At 71.1% G+C, this 13,697-nt stretch carries 16 protein-coding genes; 8 read left to right on the forward strand and 8 right to left on the reverse strand.

What is annotated here, in order from left to right; genetic code table 11:
- Positions 1 to 56: 56 nt before the first annotated feature.
- The 5 genes from OG625_RS37245 to OG625_RS37265 form a co-directional block, all read right to left on the reverse strand.
- Positions 57 to 497 carry a VOC family protein gene (locus OG625_RS37245; RefSeq protein ID WP_329389812.1) on the reverse strand — a complete coding sequence of 147 codons (441 nt, stop codon included), beginning with the start codon at positions 495 to 497 and terminating at the stop codon, positions 57 to 59.
- A gap of 178 nt (positions 498 to 675) precedes the next feature.
- The gene (locus tag OG625_RS37250) at positions 676 to 921 is read right to left on the reverse strand and encodes a DUF6296 family protein (protein ID WP_329389814.1); all 246 of its coding nucleotides are present in this window, start codon (positions 919 to 921) and stop codon (positions 676 to 678) included.
- A gap of 490 nt (positions 922 to 1,411) precedes the next feature.
- Positions 1,412 to 2,257, reverse strand: a complete 846-nt coding sequence (locus OG625_RS37255; protein WP_329389817.1) for a hypothetical protein — start codon at positions 2,255 to 2,257, stop codon at positions 1,412 to 1,414.
- Between the two features lie 503 nt (positions 2,258 to 2,760).
- A complete protein-coding gene (locus OG625_RS37260; RefSeq protein ID WP_329389819.1) occupies positions 2,761 to 3,450 on the reverse strand; it encodes a methyltransferase domain-containing protein in 690 nt (229 codons plus the stop codon).
- Between the two features lie 364 nt (positions 3,451 to 3,814).
- A complete protein-coding gene (locus OG625_RS37265) occupies positions 3,815 to 4,477 on the reverse strand; it encodes a peptidylprolyl isomerase (protein ID WP_329389821.1) in 663 nt (220 codons plus the stop codon).
- Positions 4,478 to 4,745: 268 nt separating this feature from the next.
- Here OG625_RS37265 and OG625_RS37270 point away from each other — a divergent pair, with 268 nt between their 5' ends.
- From OG625_RS37270 to OG625_RS37305, 8 genes are all read left to right on the forward strand, one after another.
- Positions 4,746 to 5,633, forward strand: a complete 888-nt coding sequence (locus OG625_RS37270; RefSeq protein ID WP_329389823.1) for a hypothetical protein — start codon at positions 4,746 to 4,748, stop codon at positions 5,631 to 5,633.
- A gap of 147 nt (positions 5,634 to 5,780) precedes the next feature.
- Positions 5,781 to 6,146, forward strand: a complete 366-nt coding sequence (locus tag OG625_RS37275; protein WP_329389825.1) for a hypothetical protein — start codon at positions 5,781 to 5,783, stop codon at positions 6,144 to 6,146.
- 329 nt (positions 6,147 to 6,475) lie between these two features.
- Positions 6,476 to 7,168, forward strand: coding sequence for an SMI1/KNR4 family protein (locus OG625_RS37280; protein ID WP_329389827.1), 693 nt, complete (start codon positions 6,476 to 6,478; stop codon positions 7,166 to 7,168).
- A 420-nt stretch (positions 7,169 to 7,588) separates the two neighbouring features.
- Positions 7,589 to 8,194: a hypothetical protein gene (locus tag OG625_RS37285; protein ID WP_329389829.1), complete on the forward strand. Its 606-nt coding sequence runs from the start codon at positions 7,589 to 7,591 to the stop codon at positions 8,192 to 8,194.
- A 99-nt stretch (positions 8,195 to 8,293) separates the two neighbouring features.
- The gene (locus OG625_RS37290; RefSeq protein ID WP_329389830.1) at positions 8,294 to 8,800 is read left to right on the forward strand and encodes a DinB family protein; all 507 of its coding nucleotides are present in this window, start codon (positions 8,294 to 8,296) and stop codon (positions 8,798 to 8,800) included.
- A gap of 366 nt (positions 8,801 to 9,166) precedes the next feature.
- Positions 9,167 to 10,441 carry a pyroglutamyl peptidase gene (locus tag OG625_RS37295; protein WP_329389832.1) on the forward strand — a complete coding sequence of 425 codons (1,275 nt, stop codon included), beginning with the start codon at positions 9,167 to 9,169 and terminating at the stop codon, positions 10,439 to 10,441.
- A gap of 195 nt (positions 10,442 to 10,636) precedes the next feature.
- Entirely contained in the window at positions 10,637 to 11,752 is a 1,116-nt protein-coding gene (locus OG625_RS37300) for a mechanosensitive ion channel family protein (protein ID WP_329389834.1), read from the forward strand.
- On the forward strand, positions 11,749 to 11,928 hold the full coding sequence (locus tag OG625_RS37305) for a hypothetical protein (protein WP_329389837.1): 180 nt from the start codon (positions 11,749 to 11,751) through the stop codon (positions 11,926 to 11,928). Before OG625_RS37300 ends, OG625_RS37305 begins: the two co-directional genes overlap by 4 nt.
- A gap of 9 nt (positions 11,929 to 11,937) precedes the next feature.
- Here OG625_RS37305 and OG625_RS37310 read toward each other — a convergent pair whose 3' ends face one another.
- From OG625_RS37310 to OG625_RS37315, 3 genes are read right to left on the reverse strand one after another with little or no spacing between them, the layout of a single operon-like run.
- Positions 11,938 to 12,333, reverse strand: coding sequence for a cupin (locus OG625_RS37310; protein WP_329389839.1), 396 nt, complete (start codon positions 12,331 to 12,333; stop codon positions 11,938 to 11,940).
- A gap of 28 nt (positions 12,334 to 12,361) precedes the next feature.
- Complete coding sequence (locus OG625_RS41495) at positions 12,362 to 12,526, reverse strand: hypothetical protein (RefSeq protein ID WP_443067929.1); 165 nt, start codon at positions 12,524 to 12,526, stop codon at positions 12,362 to 12,364.
- The gene (locus tag OG625_RS37315; protein ID WP_329389841.1) at positions 12,523 to 13,641 is read right to left on the reverse strand and encodes a serine hydrolase domain-containing protein; all 1,119 of its coding nucleotides are present in this window, start codon (positions 13,639 to 13,641) and stop codon (positions 12,523 to 12,525) included. Before OG625_RS37315 ends, OG625_RS41495 begins: the two co-directional genes overlap by 4 nt.
- Between the last annotated feature and the right edge of the window lie 56 nt (positions 13,642 to 13,697).

A 13,697-nucleotide genomic window follows, 5' to 3' on the forward strand; every position in this document is an offset into this window, starting at 1 on the left:
CGGCCGCCCGGCAAGCGACCGTGGCCGCACTCCCACGTCACGGGTCGGCAGCCTTCTCAGCGCAGCTGCTCGGCCAGTCCGACGATGATGCCCTCCGGGCCGCGGAGGTAGCAGAGCAGATGGCTGTCCTCGAACCGGGCTATCTCGCCGACGAGTTCGGCACCGTGAGGGCGCAGGCGGGCAACGGTGTCCTCGATGTCGTCGACGGCGAACATGACGCGGTGCGTGCCCAGAACGTTGTGCGGCCGGTTGCGCGGCCCGGCACTGATCGCCGCGGGGCTGCGGTACTTCGCCAGCTCGAGTCGGCTGTGACCGTCCGGGGTCCGGACCATCGCGATGTCACAGCGGACGCCGTCGAGTCCCGTGCACTGGTCGGCGAAGAGGCCCTCGATCTCCGCCGTGCCCTCCAGCTCCATACCGAGTTCCACGAAGAACGCGATGGCGGCCTCCATGTCCTCGACGACGATGCCGACGTTGTCCATCCGCTGAATCGCCATGCCGGTCTCACCTTCTTCCTCGCGCGGCCGGTGGTGGCCGCTGATGTCCCTGGGACGGAGCCGGTGCCACGCTCTCGACATCCTCATACCGTCGGACTCCGAAAATCCGGATCGCGCCTCACCACCGCTACAGCAGACCGGTGAGCCAGGGGCCACCACCGAGGATGATCGAGGCGTTTCAGGACGCGGGGCGGCGCGCGAGAACGGGGTGGGTCGGATCCTGCCGGCCCCCTGAGGGCAGTATCCGGAGCTCGCCCTGGTCGCTGATCTCGGCACGGATGATCCCGGTGTCATCGGCATAGACGGGATGGCCGCCCGGACCCGTCTGCGTGGTGCGTGTGACGACGACGATGTCCGTTCCCTGAGCCCCGGGTTCACCCCTGTCGAACACCAGCTCGTAGCGATCCTCCTGGTCACCGCCCACTGCGCACCTCCACGTGCCCGCTGTCGCGTGGCCCGCGCACCGGCGGGCCGCGTACCAACGTGCCCCACGAGCCTCGATGGCGAGAGGCGCCACGCGGCACCGGGGTCCGACTGGGGGAGTCGGAGCGTCCGGAGAGTCCGCGGTGGCGCCCGGTGCGCCCTGCTCGATTGCGTGGGAAGTGCGCCGAGCCCGCCCACACCGCCCGCACTTCCTATCGTGCGGTGAGCCTGACGGGGCGTGCCTCGGTCGAGGGCCGCCGGGGCAGGTCCGGGGTGAGGGGGAGTGCGCAGATCCGGTGGCCGCTGGGGCGCGAGGCCGTAGGAGCGCGTCGGCGGCGATCTGCGCCAGGACCGTGCGGGCGCCGGTCCCGAGGTCGGTGGCATTCGTCTGGACGAGGTACGTGCCGTCCCGGAGGGCGTGCGCCGCGAGTGGCGCCTCCCTCTGCACGCCGTTGCCGGGGCGCAGCCCCGCCCCGGCCCGCCGTACGGCGTCAGTAGCCCGGGTACATACCCAGGAAGGCGCCGATGGCCACGGTGATGACACCGCCTTCGACGCAGAGTCCGAAGAGGAGGAGGGCCACGGCGAGGGCTGCGTCCCCCGCCGTGCTGGACCGCGTTTCGCGAACGATCGAGACGTGTGGTTGGTCCGGATGGTAGGCGACCTGGACGGTCGGGGCGCCGCTTTTGGCGTACACGCTGCGGCAAACGCCGTGCAGGTCCGTGTACACGTACGTCCCGAAACTGCCGCCCAGGACGCGCGCGTTCCCGACTCTCCCTGCCTCCACGGTGATGCCGTTCCGGGGCAGGTACCACTGGCGGTACACACTGTCCGCCCCCATGGCGCCGAACGCGATGCTCCCCGCCCCGAAGGAGGGGCCGACCAGCAGGATTGCGAGCGCGAGCGTCCACTCCCCGTGGATCCCGACGGCGAGTGCCAGGGCGAAGTGGAAGAGGCCGACGGCGAGCGCCCAGATCTTGCGCCTGCGCTTTCTCCGCTCTTCACGGGACTCGGTCAGGGCGCGGGCGGTGACCAGATTTGAGCCGTCGACCGTATCGGCCTCCTCGGTGAGCGTGACCAGGGCCGCGTTGACGGCGTCGGCGAACAGGGTCACGGCGGCCTCGCTCACGTCGTCGACGTGGTGCACGGCAGGCGCCGTCCCGGCTGGGGCGGTGAGCTCGACGGCGACGGCGCGCCCCTCCGAGCGAATGCGCCTGATCGCCCGGAGCGGGATCCGAAGCTCCTCGGTCGTCCGGCGCAACACCAGCGCATCGTCGTCGAATTGGAGCACGGTGCCGCTGGAACTGCGCAGGACCGGTATAGGTGATGCGATCGACATGGGCGTGATCGTATGGGCTGGACTGGGGTGACGGGGACAGTCCGGGAGCCGTGAGGCAGCCGACTGGACGCCCCGGCGGCCGACCTCGAACACGGCACCTGGGCCCCTGCGCCGTCGGGCCTGCCCTCGACTCCGCAGCCACCCCCTACGGACCGGCGGCGTGTCCCGCCCGCGGTAGGAGTAGTGCAATCAGTCGCCTCCGCCGCCACCGCAGGAGGAGCCCCACCGCCGGACGCACCATCCCCGCAGGAGAAACTGACGCCGTCGTTCTTCCAGGATCGGGAACGCCGTTGCCTCTGCGATGACCTGCCGCCGAATGCGCCGCCGCGCCAGACCTGGAAGAGCCCCCAGGCGAGAGCGTTCCCCATAACCTTGGAGATGTCCGCCTCGGCCTTCTTCCCGGCGGCGCAGCCGGAGGGGTTGCGTGCGCCAGCGCGCGGCTCCTCGCTCTTACCGCTACGCGCTCCGTGCTCACCTGACCCCGCGCCCGGATGCGTCCGGCTTCAAGGGCGCCGCGCCCAAGCGAGAGCGGAACGATTGAGCGTGGCGTGGAAGGCTCCTGTCGCCGAGAGCGAGTGCTGCTCGTTCAGGAGGGCGGTGGCTCGGGAGTGCCCGATTCGGCCGACGGCGCGGGCCAGGTTGGTGACGTGCTCCAGGGAGACGATGCGGGACAGTTCCTCGACGGAGCTGTACACCATGAGCTCGACCTCGATGTGTACCTCGTCGAAGCCCGCGTGGGCCAGGAGTCTGCGCAGGTGCCTTCCAATGTCGCGGTGGGGGATGTGCCCTCCGACCTGGTCGGCCACGGCCCGGGCCGCCTCACCGTCACGAGAGGCCAGGGTGAGGGAGGCCCAGTCCGGCTCGAGGATTCCGATCACCCCGCCGGGCCGCAGTATCCGATGAACCTCGGCCAGTACGGCCGCAGGGTCGGCGACGTGCTGCAGTACGCGTTCGATCCGGCAGCCGTCGAACCACCCGTCGGTGAAGGGCAGGCGCTGGGCGTCAGCACGGACCAGCCTCACCGGGTGCCCCATGGACCGCAGGCGGACTCGGCTCGCGGCCAGCATCGTGGCGCTGGCATCCACGCCGTACGCGCGCATGCCGTCGAGCTCCAGCTGCACCAGCTCGTGCCCGGCGCCGCACCCCAGGTCCAGAACCCGACCGCCCGGCGTCGGACCGAGCCCCGAACGCAACCTCTGCTTGGGTCCATGAGGCGCGCTGAGAGCACGGTCGACATGATCGAGGTAGTCAATTAGTTCTGTACCCCGCCCGCTGCGGTCCACATCCGAGAAGTCGCTCACGACAGCTCCTCAGCGGGCGCCCAGGCGGCCGACCCCCGCAGACCGCTCCCTCATGGTTGGTTCCATCCGGGCCGCCAGTCGCTATGCCGCCATCCTGCCACAGCAGTTCCGGCACGCGGCCGGATCTGCCCGGTCGGCTGCACGGCCCCGCTACGCCCGTGAGCCCGCCGGCCGGGTCGGCGAGCACCTGACTGCCGCAGACCCCGGACACGCTTGGGCGGGCGTGAAGTTCGCCGGGTCCTGGGGGTCGCGCGGCTCAGTTCTGCGCCCGGCCAGGTGAGATGCGCACGGTACGGAGGACCACCTCGTTCCTTGGCTTCCCGTCCTGGCCGCCGCCTGCCACTCCGGTCTCAGCGATCTTGTCCAGGACGCCTAGGCCGGAGGTGATGCGGCCGAAGGGTGTGTAGTTCGGGGGCAGGGGGCTGTCCTTGTAGACGAGGAAGAACTGGCTGCCGTTGGTGCCGGGTCCCGCGTTGGCCATCGCGACGGTCCCGGCAGGGTAGGTGCCGCCCGCGACGGTGACATCACTCAGGTTCTCGTCGGGGTACCGGTAGCCCGGTCCGCCGGTTCCGGTGCCGCTCGGGTCCCCGCACTGCAGGACGAAGATGCCCCCCGTTGTCAGCCGATGGCACGGCGTCCCGTCGAAGTAGTGCTGGGCGGCCAGGCTCTGGAAGGCGTTGGCCGTGCAGGGGGCATCCCTGGTCAGTGCGTCAAAGGAGACCGCGCCGGAGTTGAGGTTGAGCGTCGCCGTGTACGGCTGCAGCCCCCTGACATCGGTGGTCGGCAGGTCCACCTTCTTGCTCGCCGTACCCGCCGGTTTGTAGGTGCAGCTGCCGGGTGCGGGGGCGGCGGCCGCGGAAGGAACCGTCAGCAGGCCGGCGGCGAGAACGGTACCTGTCGTGGCTCGAAGCAGGGGCACATACACGAGCTGATCCCATCGTCGGGGGTTATTCGATCTTCATAGCGGGACGCCGCCCAGTTGCCGGCCACAACACGGGAGACGTCGCCCGAACGGGATCGCAGGGGTCTCGGTCAGGGCCGGCCGCGGCGGCCGCCGGTTGAGCGCGGTGGCGGCCGGGGAATGAGCGCGTTCCGCGCGGCTGTGCTGCGTGCCGTACTGCCGGCCGACGCGCGGTGTCCTGCGGGGTGTCGGCCGGGCTGGGGTGCGGGCAGGGAGACTTCCGGGCATGGATGTGGAGTCGGTGGCGGTGGAGTTGTACGGGCTTCGGCCGTCGGAGTTCACCGCGGCCCGGGACGAGTACGTGGCCAAGGCCCGCAAGGCAGGGGACAGGGAGCTCGCCGTCGCGATCGCGGCGTTGCGGAAACCGACCGTTGCGGTGTGGACGGCCGGGCTGCCGGCCTGCCGCCGGCCGCAGGAGGCGCAGAGCCTCGTCCAGCTCGGTGAGGCGCTGCGTACCGCGCACCGGACGCTGGATGCCGAGCAGTTGCGGAAGCTGTCGCATGAGCAGCATGTGGTCATCGGGCGCCTCGCGAGCACGGCGCGCGCTCTGGCCGCCGAGGCCGGGCAGGCGGTGAGTGAGCCGGTGCTGCACGAGGTCGAGCAGATCCTCCACGCGGTCCTCGCCGACGCCGACGTCGCCGCGCAGTGGGCGGCAGGCCGCCTGGTGAAGGCTCCGGACGCCGTGCTGGGATTCACCGGCCTGGAACCGCTGCCCGGCGCCGCTCCTCCCCGACGGGTACAGGCGGCCCGGCCCGCTACCTCCACAACGGAGCAAGTGCAGCCCCCGCAACCGGCTGCGGGCGCGCGGGTGGAGCAGGCACGCCGCGAGCGCGTGAAGGCGGCCCGGACGGAGTTGGCCGAGGCCAGGGCGGAGGCGGAGCGCCTGGAGGCTGCGCAAGCCGCCGCGCAGGAGCTGGCTGACCGCGCGGCCGCTGCTGTGGCGGAGGCCAAGGAGGACGTACGGGCCGCGAGGGAGCGGATGGAGACGGCACGCGAGGCGAGCGCGGACGCGGCCGCCCGACAACGGGAGGCCGGGCGAGCGGCGGTGAAGGCGCGGGCGCAGGTGGATGCGGCGGCCCGGCAGCTCGAAACGCTCACCGACGCCGAGGGGTGAGGCTGCTTCTGAGTCAGCGCGGTGCGGGTCCACGTGGTGTCGTTCGTTTGTCGGATGGAGCCCCGTGGCACGCTACTGCCAGGTGTAAGCGATCCCTGGCCGGAAAGGTGGTGCGGGGACCGGTCTCGGTCGGCGAGCATGGCGGGCATGCGGCAGAGGTCACCTCAGGAGAAGAAGCGGCTGAGCTATCTGAAGGACCGCCGGAACGTCTACGGCGAGAACCAGAAGAGCTCGCGGAAGAACATCCCGCGCGCGCGGCGGGCCGGGCACCATGCGCTGCGTCGTGGCGAGCAGCTGGCGCTGGAGCGGCTTCGGGCGTTCGGCGGGGCGGTGGACGACTCGGAGGTGCGGTTCGCTCGCAGAGGGACCGGTCAGTGGCGGAAATCTGGGGACGCGCCTCTCGGTGAGGTGGTCTCGTACCAGCTGGAGCGCCGGGCCCAGCTCGGCATCGACACTGCCCCGCGCAACCAGGAACGGCTGCAGCGCATCGGGCGGGCGAGGCGGCGTTCCTAGGAGCGGATAAGAGGGTGGGTCCCGACGCGGCTGCTGAGGACCTCGACCCGCCGCTGGTACTCCCGATTGAGGCCGGCTCACTTCCTTGGGGGAGAGGATTCACTGCAGAAACGAGCCTGAGCTCTCCGCCTCGTCAGGAGCGAGGTAGCCGCCCTTGCCCGGCCGGCCACTCGTCCGAGTGCGCCGGCTGCGGCCGCGCGGCTGCCCCGGTCTTGGCGCCGTAGATGCCCTCGGTTCCGCCGCTGTGCATGAGCGGCGCCCGCGCGAGGCACGGCCGGGTACGGAGCACCGGCTCCGGCAGGCAGATGTTGCTCCGGTAGCGTGGCCGGGTGATCTCCGGTGATGCCCTCCTGAAGCGGCTGCGGGCACTGGCCGCCCGAGTCCCGTTCGACCTCGCGGTACAAGCCGGCGCCACGGCCGCCGACTTCGACCGCTGGCCCGTCCCCGTGCCGGCCGAGGCCCGCGAACTGCTGGGCCGGCTCGGCGGCTTCGCCGTACCGCCGGTGGAGTTCACACTGACCGGCCACCCCCGCCAGGCCGGCGACCACGGCCTCCCGCACCCCCACTGGCTGGTCACCGACGACGGAGGCGGCGGCGTCACCTGGGTCGACATCGAGGCCGACGGTCGGTGGGGCCAGGTGCTGATGCAGTACCGCGAGGGCGGCCTCCACGTGGAGGCCGACTCGCTGACGCACTGGCTCGACCGGCTCATCGGCACGGCGGAGGAACTGGTCGACGAGACCGGCTTCGAGGAGGGCGTCCAGCCGTATGCCGACGATTTCTGGGACCTCCTGCAGCTCGACGGCCCCGACCTGCCGCTGCACCCCGCAGCCGAACTCCGTGGCAGTCCGGACCCGGTGGTCGCCCGCCTCGCCGAGCGCGTGCCGGGCGGCGCGCTGATCGCCGACCTCCGCGGAGTCCTGCCGGGCAGCCGCGCCCGCTTCGACCGGGCGCTCAGGCGCTACCGCCTGGACCGGGCTGTCGGTGGCCCGGTGTTCGCCGCCGTTCCCAGCGACGACTGACCTGGGGCCGGCAGGGAATCAGCCGCTCTCGGTGACGTCGCCGACGGCGCAGGCGAATCCCTTCACCAGGGCGTGCGGGCGACGGCCGATCCGACCTGCGGCCGGCACCCTGCCATCGCGCGGGAGGACGGCCGCTTGGGCAACCGCGACTCCCTCTCGCCGTGCCGCCGTGCCCCGTGCCGCCGTGTCCCCATCTGCCACGTCACCAGCACCGCACGGTGCCCTGCCGCGGCCCCGAGAGGCAAACGGCGTCCGGACGAGCGGGGACGAACCTGCGCCGCCGGTGGAGTCACCGGAACTGCTCCAACCCGGCAACGTGTCACGGCCGCATACCCACGGACACCACTGGAAAGACCGAGTCCGACATACGGTCGAGGGACCGGCCGACCCCTGCCGCCAGCACCGGAACAGGAGCAGCCCATGCTTCTCTACGCCCAGACCCCAGCACGGCGGAACCGCCAGATCCTCGCGGACCTGATCGCCGTACTCCTGATCGCCGCCGCGGTGTGGTTCGCCCTGACCGTCCACGGCGCGATCATGCAGCTGGCCGAGCCCGGACGTAAGGTCGAGAGCTCCGGCGAAAGCCTGGCCAACGCCCTCGACGAAGCCGGCGACACAGCCTCGGACGTGCCACTCGTCGGCGACCTCCTGAGGAAACCGTTCCAGTCCGCGGCCGACGCCGGCACCGGACTCGCCGACGCAGGACAGTCACTGCAGGACGTAGTCAGCCAAGTGGCCACCTTGGCCACACTTGCCCTGATCATCCTCCCCGTCGCCCTCATCCTGCTGCTGTGGCTTCCCCTGCGCGTGCGCTGGATCCTCCGCAGCGCCACCATGCGACGCCTCCTCGACGCCCCCGGAGGCGCCGACCTGCTCGCCCTGCGCGCCCTCACCGGACCGCCGCGCGCACTCTCCACGATCCCCAACCCTCCAGGCGGCCTCGCCGATGCCTGGCGCCGCGGCGACCGGCAAGTCATCGCCGACCTGTCCGAGATCGCCCTCAGGCGAGCGGGCCTGAAGCCCTGACGGGCGAAGCAGGGGAGAAGAGCGAGCCCAGAAGGAGCGGTGCGGACCCGTCGGTAAATGACTCGACACCCATCGCACCGATCAGTGAGGCTTCGCGCGATGACCAGAATCGACGACACACCTCCCGCGTGGGACGAGCGCAGCCAGCTCACCACGTTCCTCGACTACATCCGTGATACCGCCCGCGCCAAATGCGCAGGCGTCTCCGCGGAGAACGCCCGCAAGGCGCTCCTGCCGGGCTCGCCGCTGATGACCCTGAGCGGCGTGATCAACCACCTCCGCTGGGTCGAGTACTACTGGTTCCAGGTGGTCTTCCTCGGCGAGGAGGACCACGGCCCCTGGACCGAGGAGGACCCGGACCGCGAGATGCGGATCGCCGTGGACTTCCCGCTCGCGCAGCTGCTCGACGAGTACGCGGAACAGAGCGCCCGCTACCGCGAACTGGTCGCTGCGGCGGCCCTGGACGACCGGGCCGAGCGCGCCGTCCGCAACGGCCTCCACGTCGACCTGCGCTGGATCCTCCTCCACCTCACCGAGGAGACGGCCCGCCACAACGGCCACCTGGACATCCTGCGCGAGATGCTCGACGGTACGACCGGAGACTAGACCGCCGGCGCGCACGTCCGCCGCCTCACCCAGCCCTCCCACCAATCGCCGTCGGCGCCCCTGAACCCCGCCGATCGAGCGGGGTCGACGACCGTGCCGCCTACGCCTACGCCGCCGTCGCCCTCGCCTGCGTGCCGGGCCAAGGGCAGCGGCCCGGCCGGGGTGCCGGCGGCCCGCAGGGCGAACCTGGCCTCGCTCGGGGGTCCTTGCGCGGCACGCGGGGCACGCGGGGCAGGCGCGGCGGCAACGCAAGACGCTGCCTCCGCGCGCCGAACCAGACGCGCAGACAGCGTAGTTGAGCCAGTCCTGGCAGCTGTGACCGGCGTGCCTGGTGGGGGTGCCAGCCGCTATGTAATGTCACATCGCATGATGCTCTTACGTCGTGCGGCATCAGCCGCCGCCCTCCTCCTCACCGCCCTGCCCATAGCGGTCACCTCGCCCGCGCACGCGGCCGACGGGGCGTCCTCCTGCCGCCATGCGGCCTCCGCACCGCTCGACGCCGAACAGGCACGGCTCGCGGACGCCCGTACCACCGCCCTGGTCGAGCGGGCCGGGTTCGCGGACTTCGTACGGCGCCTGCCCGCAGCCCTGTGTACGACGCGCAGCGCCGCCGAGGCCGAACGGCTCCTCGACTCCTGGGGTCAGGCCCTGTGGCAGGCCTCAGTACGACGGGCCCAGGGACAGCGGCACGGCGACCTCGCCCCCGGGGACGACCGGCCGCTGTACTGGGCGCGGCTCTCCATGACCGCCGTACTCGCCCGCTGGCAGCCGGAGTTCACCATCGACCGGGCGGCGCTCCGCGCCCGCTTCGAGGACGCCTCCCGCGGCCTGACCGACAACGACTTCCGGCCTGCGCCCGGCGTACGACGGATCTTCATCAGCGGGTTCGACCCCTTCGGCCTCGACGCGGAGATCCGCCGCGCCAACCCGTCCGGCTCGGCCGCCCTCCAGCTCAACGGGCGCCGTGTGGTCCTCGCCGACGGCAGTCCCGCCGAGATCCGCGCGGTCGTCCTGCCCGTACGCTACGCCGACTTCGACGCCGGCATGGTGGAGCGGGCGTTCGCCCCGCGCCTGGCGGCGGCCGGCCACGCCCCGGCCGACATCATCACCACCGTCAGCCAGGGCTACCCCGGCATCTTCACCCTGGAGGACTGGGCGGGGCGGGCACGGTCCGCCGACCCGTACCCCGACAACGCGCGCGCCCTCTCCGGCGGCACCCGCGAGCGTCCGGTGACGGCCCCCGGCCTCGGCCCGGGCCCGGAGTTCATCCGCACCACCCTGCCCGCCGACGCGGTGACCGCCGCCGTACAGACGCCCTACCCCGTCCTCCTCAACACCGAGGTCACCGAGATCCCGGCCGGTGCCACGACTCCCGTCGACCGGATTGACGGCCCGACACCGGGCTCACGGGCCGTGGCGGGCGGAGGGGGCGGCTACCTCTCCAACGAGGTCGCCTACCGATCCAACCGGCTGCGCGCCGAACTCGCCCCGCACCTGCCCGGCGGCCACCTCCACACCCCGGTGCTCACCGGCCTGCCGGCCGACTCCCGGCTGCTGACCGGTCCCGAGTTCGAACGGAACGAGAGCGCGATCACCGCGGAGGTCCGCGCCGTCCTCGAACACGCCGCCGTGCGGCGGTAGCCGCCGCCCCGCCTGAGGTGCGTTACCCCGCCATGGGGCAGGATGGCAGCCCGTTCCGGAATGCGTACACACGCCCGAACGCGGTTTACAGCACGACGAACTGACAGGTGACAAGGTGACGACACACCTCATACGACGGCTGGCAGCGCCCGCCGCCAAGCCCCCGAACCGGAGGCGCGCAGCGCAGGAGGTCCGTTGAACCGCGATCTCGTCCTGCACGACTGGTTGGTCGCAGGTCTCGCGGTCGCGGCGGGCGCCGCGGCCGGACTGCTGCTGCGCGCCCTCTTGCGGTGGCTGGGCCGGCACGCCGAACGCACCCGGTGGCGGGGGGACGACGTCATCGTCGACGCGCTGCGCACCATCGCCCCGGGCGCCGCGCTCATCGCGGGCGCCGCGGTGGCCGCCACGACCCTGCCGCTCACCGCGCGGGTCTCGGGGTTCGTGAACCAGTCCCTGACCGCGCTGCTCATCCTCATCGCCACCCTCACCACGGCCCGGGTCGTCGCGGGCATGGTCCAGTCCCTGGCGGGGGCGCGCACCGGAGTGGCCGCGTCCGCGTCCATCTTCGTCAACATCACACGGATCGTGGTCCTCGTGATGGGCGCGCTCGTCGCCCTGGAGACCCTCGGCGTGTCCATCGCACCCCTGGTCACCGCCCTCGGAGTGGGCGGCCTGGCCGTCGCCCTGGCACTTCAGGACACCCTCGCCAACCTCTTCGCCGGAGTGCACATCCTCGCCTCGAAGACGGTGCAGCCCGGTGACTACATCCGGCTCACCAGCGGCGAGGAGGGCTACGTCGTCGACATCAACTGGCGCAACACCGTGGTGCGCAACCTGTCGAACAATCTGGTCATCATCCCCAACGGGCGTCTCGCACGGACGAACATGACCAACTTCACCCAGCCGGAAGCGCAGTTCACGATCCTGGTCCAGGTGGGAGTGGGCTACGAGAGCGACCTGGAGCACGTCGAGCGGGTGACCCTCGACGTCGTCGACGGCGTGATGGCCGACATCGACGGCGCGCTCCCGGAGCACGAAGCGGTCGTTCGCTTCCACACGTTCGCGGACTCCCGCATCAACTTCACGGTGATCCTGGGCGTCGGCGAGTTCAGCGACCAGTACCGCATCAAGCACGAGTTCATCAAGCGCCTGCACCACCGCTTCCGGGCGGAGGGCATCTCGATCCCCGCCCCCACCCGTACGGTCGCCCTCCGTCACGACGAGTCCCAGGATCCCTCGTCCTCGCACCCGCCACTCCCTCACCAGCGCGGGGCGTCACCGTCGATGGCCGGGGGGCCGAGGGCAACGTGACCCATGACGAGCTCAGGGGTGCCTTGCCCTCGGACAAGGCACCCCTGACCGTCTTCACCGCCGCTTCCACGACTCAGATCGCCGCCATCGCCCCCGAGGCCCCGGCCCACATCTCGCCGTACCTGACCGACGACCCCCCTGGGGCGAGCGATGTTGTGGATGAAGACCGGGTGTGAGGCCTTGGCCTAGGCTTCGGTCCACGTCTCCTCGCGGGTGCCGCGTGGCAGGGTGACGGCCATGATGTCGCTGGGGGCGTCCAAGGCGAGGCGGTGCCATCGCCCGCGTGGCACGATGGCCGCGGTTCCAGCACTCAGTTCGATCTCCTCCTCGTCGTCTCCCGGCTGTTCCGGACGGAGGACGATACGTATTCCGCCGGTGAGGCAGGAGACGAATTCGTCCGCCTCGGTGTGGATTTCCCAGTGGTCGCCGTGGACGTCGGCGTCGGTCTCGGCATGGGCGACCATCAGCAGCCAGCCGTCCCGCTCGAGCTCGGTGTCCGTTGTGGGCTGCTCGGTGTGCACCTGGCCGCCTGGGTGAAGGTGGACCAAGGATCCGAAGAGTTCGACATGGGTGACAGTCATGCCAGGACGTCCTTCCTGCGATGGTCTTTCATCGGGTGAGGTGTGGGCATGGGATGCCTGCCTGGGTCGCCCGCGACGACGTCACTCGGCCAGGGCACGGCGCAGGGCTGCGGCGAGTGCGTAGTCGGTGCCCTTCGTCGCGCAGCGGGTCGGATTCCGCGGTGGCGACGTAGGCCGGTGGCAGGCCGGTCAGCCGTACATCGCCACGCGGTACAGCGTCGCAAGCGCGTCGTCAATGGGATGAGCCTGCGGCCTGCCGGAGGAGTCGAGCCTGTTCCACCTCTGCATGTTCACCGCGACCGCCATCTGCCGCTTGCCGTCGGCGCGGATCATGGCCAGCGCACCACCGCCCCAGACAGTGCCTCCATGGCCCCAGAAGATGCCCTGCCCGGGACCCTCCATCGGGTACAGGCCGAGGCCGTAGTCGATCGTCTTTCCCTCTTGGGAGACGACCGGGACGGTGCGTCGCATCTGCGCCAGCGACGACGGGCTGACGATCTTCCCGGCCAGCAGCATGCCGTAGAAGCGGTTGAGGTCCGCGACGGTCGATATCAGGGAGCCCGCCGGGATCGCCCATGACATGTTGTAGACGCTGTAGTCGCGCGGCGGGTCGATCATGCCGAACCACGCCTCGTAGAGCAGCGAATGCGGCCCGTCGACGTACGGTCCGGTGGGGAGTTCGGTGTCCCGGAGCCCGGCGCGCTCGATGACGTTCCGGGTGATGTACTGCTCGGCCGTCGTGCCGGTCACCTGTTCCAGGAGCTCGGCGAGGAGCAGGTAGTTGGTGTTGGAGTACAACCCCGGAGTGCCGCCCGGGGTGCCGACGGCGGGTGCGGTGACCCCCATTTCGATCAGTTCAGTGGGGTCGAACCAGGTGTGCCGGTGGTCGTCCAGGCTCTGGGGTCCGGTGTCCGGGAGGTAGGGGAACGCCTTGAGGGAGGGGTAGGCGTACGGGAGGTACTCGGCGAGGCCGCTCGTGTGGTTGATCAGCATGCGGACCGTGATCGCGTCACCGCGTTCTTTGGGAACCAGCCTCGGAAGGTACCGGCTGATCGGTGTGTCGAGACCGATCTGACCGCTCTCGACCTGTTGCAGGACCGCGGCGGCGGTGAAGGTCTTGGTGATGCTGCCGACCCGGTGCCGCATGCCGGCGGTGACGGGGCGGCCGGTCGCGACATCGGCGACTCCGGCGGCGCCGCGCCAGACCTGGTCGCCGTCACGTACCTCGGCGAACAGGCCCGGCATCCCGGCGCGGTGGACGTTCTCGATGGCGGCGTCCAGCGCCGCCGGATCCAGTAAGTTCCCCACGTCATGCGTCCTTTCGCATTGCTCGGCGTGAGCTCCGCATCGGTTGCCCGACCCGG

The sequence above is a fragment of the Streptomyces sp. NBC_01351 genome (assembly GCF_036237315.1).
Lineage (GTDB): Bacteria > Actinomycetota > Actinomycetes > Streptomycetales > Streptomycetaceae > Streptomyces.

What these genes read in the sequence shown, in the direction of transcription:
- OG625_RS37245 (WP_329389812.1), bottom strand. Translation starts at nt 497, where the DNA reads ATGGCGATTCAGCGGATGGACAACGTCGGCATCGTCGTCGAGGACATG.
- OG625_RS37255 (WP_329389817.1), bottom strand. Translation starts at nt 2,257, where the DNA reads ATGTCGATCGCATCACCTATACCGGTCCTGCGCAGTTCCAGCGGCACC.
- OG625_RS37270 (WP_329389823.1), top strand. Translation starts at nt 4,746, where the DNA reads ATGGATGTGGAGTCGGTGGCGGTGGAGTTGTACGGGCTTCGGCCGTCG.
- OG625_RS37275 (WP_329389825.1), top strand. Translation starts at nt 5,781, where the DNA reads ATGCGGCAGAGGTCACCTCAGGAGAAGAAGCGGCTGAGCTATCTGAAG.
- OG625_RS37285 (WP_329389829.1), top strand. Translation starts at nt 7,589, where the DNA reads ATGCTTCTCTACGCCCAGACCCCAGCACGGCGGAACCGCCAGATCCTC.
- OG625_RS37290 (WP_329389830.1), top strand. Translation starts at nt 8,294, where the DNA reads ATGACCAGAATCGACGACACACCTCCCGCGTGGGACGAGCGCAGCCAG.
- OG625_RS37295 (WP_329389832.1), top strand. Translation starts at nt 9,167, where the DNA reads ATGATGCTCTTACGTCGTGCGGCATCAGCCGCCGCCCTCCTCCTCACC.
- OG625_RS37310 (WP_329389839.1), bottom strand. Translation starts at nt 12,333, where the DNA reads ATGACTGTCACCCATGTCGAACTCTTCGGATCCTTGGTCCACCTTCAC.